Here is a 2,785-nt window from a genome sequence, read left to right as displayed (position 1 = left end):
ATTGATTAAGTCCTCGATCGATTAGTATCCGTCAGCTCCATGTGTCGCCACACTTCCACACCGGACCTATCAACCTGATCATCTTTCAGGGATCTTACTCGCTTGCGCGATGGGAAATCTCATCTTGAGGGGGGCTTCATGCTTAGATGCTTTCAGCACTTATCCCGTCCGCACATAGCTACCCAGCGATGCCTTTGGCAAGACAACTGGTACACCAGCGGTGCGTCCATCCCGGTCCTCTCGTACTAAGGACAGCTCCTCTCAAATTTCCTGCGCCCGCGACGGATAGGGACCGAACTGTCTCACGACGTTCTGAACCCAGCTCGCGTACCGCTTTAATGGGCGAACAGCCCAACCCTTGGGACCGACTACAGCCCCAGGATGCGATGAGCCGACATCGAGGTGCCAAACCTCCCCGTCGATGTGAACTCTTGGGGGAGATAAGCCTGTTATCCCCGGGGTAGCTTTTATCCGTTGAGCGATGGCCCTTCCATGCGGAACCACCGGATCACTAAGCCCGACTTTCGTCCCTGCTCGACTTGTAGGTCTCGCAGTCAAGCTCCCTTGTGCCTTTACACTCTGCGAATGATTTCCAACCATTCTGAGGGAACCTTTGGGCGCCTCCGTTACTCTTTAGGAGGCGACCGCCCCAGTCAAACTGCCTGCCAGACACTGTCTCCCACCCGGATCACGGGTGCGGGTTAGAAGGTCAGTACAGCAAGGGTAGTATCCCACCGATGCCTCCACGGAAGCTGGCGCTCCCGTTTCTTAGGCTCCTACCTATCCTGTACAAGCTGCACCAACATTCAATATCAGGCTGCAGTAAAGCTCCACGGGGTCTTTCCGTCCTGTCGCGGGTAACCTGCATCTTCACAGGTACTATAATTTCACCGAGTCTCTCGTTGAGACAGTGCCCAGATCGTTACGCCTTTCGTGCGGGTCGGAACTTACCCGACAAGGAATTTCGCTACCTTAGGACCGTTATAGTTACGGCCGCCGTTTACTGGGGCTTCAATTCGCACCTTCGCTTGCGCTAAGCGCTCCTCTTAACCTTCCAGCACCGGGCAGGCGTCAGCCCCTATACTTCGCCTTGCGGCTTCGCAGAGACCTGTGTTTTTGCTAAACAGTCGCCTGGGCCTATTCACTGCGGCTCCCTAGGGCTTGCACCCCAAAGAGCACCCCTTCTCCCGAAGTTACGGGGTCATTTTGCCGAGTTCCTTAACGAGAGTTCTCTCGATCACCTTAGGATTCTCTCCTCGCCTACCTGTGTCGGTTTGCGGTACGGGCACCCTTTACCTTGCTAGAGGCTTTTCTTGGCAGTGTGGAATCAGGAACTTCGGTACTAAATTTCCCTCGCCATCACAGCTCCGCTTTAGGATGAAGGATTTGCCTCCACCCCAGCCTAACTGCTTGGACGCGGCATTCCGGCGCCGCGCTTACCCTATCCTCCTGCGTCCCCCCATTGCTCAAACGGTAAAAAGGTGGTACAGGAATATCAACCTGTTGTCCATCGCCTACGCCTTTCGGCCTCGGCTTAGGTCCCGACTAACCCTGAGCGGACGAGCCTTCCTCAGGAAACCTTAGGCATTCGGTGGAAGGGATTCTCACCCTTCTTTCGCTACTCATACCGGCATTCTCACTTCTAAGCGCTCCACAAGTCCTTCCGGTCTTGCTTCACAGCCCTTAGAACGCTCTCCTACCACTGACACCAACGGTGTCAATCCGCAGCTTCGGTGATCCGTTTAGCCCCGGTACATTTTCGGCGCAGAATCACTCGACCAGTGAGCTATTACGCACTCTTTAAATGGTGGCTGCTTCTAAGCCAACATCCTGGTTGTCTAAGCAACTCCACATCCTTTTCCACTTAACGGATACTTTGGGACCTTAGCTGGCGGTCTGGGCTGTTTCCCTCTTGACTACGGATCTTATCACTCGCAGTCTGACTCCCAAGGACAAGTCATTGGCATTCGGAGTTTGTCTGAATTCGGTAACCCGATGAGGGCCCCTAGTCCAAACAGTGCTCTACCTCCAAGACTCTTTACCTTGAGGCTAGCCCTAAAGCTATTTCGGAGAGAACCAGCTATCTCCAGGTTCGATTGGAATTTCACCGCTACCCACACCTCATCCCCGCACTTTTCAACGTACGTGGGTTCGGGCCTCCAGTAAGTGTTACCTTACCTTCACCCTGGACATGGGTAGATCACCTGGTTTCGGGTCTACGACCTCATACTCAAACGCCCTATTCAGACTCGCTTTCGCTGCGGCTCCGTCTCATCGACTTAACCTTGCATGAAATCGTAACTCGCCGGTTCATTCTACAAAAGGCACGCCATCACACATGAATGTGCTTTGACTATTTGTAGGCACACGGTTTCAGGATCTTTTTCACTCCCCTTCCGGGGTGCTTTTCACCTTTCCCTCACGGTACTGGTTCACTATCGGTCACTAGGGAGTATTTAGCCTTGGGAGATGGTCCTCCCAGCTTCCGACGGGATTTCACGTGTCCCGCCGTACTCAGGATCCACTCAGGAGGGAACGAAGTTTCGACTACAGGGCTGTTACCTTCTATGGCGGACCTTTCCAGGTCGCTTCACCTACCCCGTTCCTTTGTAACTCCATGTTGAGTGTCCTACAACCCCAAGAGGCAAGCCTCTTGGTTTGGGCTTTTTCCGTTTCGCTCGCCGCTACTCAGGAAATCGATTTTTCTTTCTCTTCCTCCGGGTACTTAGATGTTTCAGTTCCCCGGGTCTGCCTTCCATTTCCTATGTATTCAGAAATGGATACT

Annotated in this window: 1 rRNA gene; it reads right to left on the bottom strand. The window is 53.5% G+C overall.

From position 1 onward, the window contains the following. Position 1: 1 nt before the first annotated feature. A 23S ribosomal RNA gene (locus MT489_RS21965) occupies positions 2 to 2,785 on the bottom strand; the annotation flags it as partial.

The organism is Lederbergia wuyishanensis, from assembly GCF_022900255.1.
Classification (GTDB): Bacteria; Bacillota; Bacilli; order Bacillales; family Bacillaceae_C; genus Lederbergia; species Lederbergia wuyishanensis.
The sequence above is the reverse complement of the archived record's forward strand: the minus strand, read 5'-3'. Positions and strand labels throughout refer to the sequence as shown.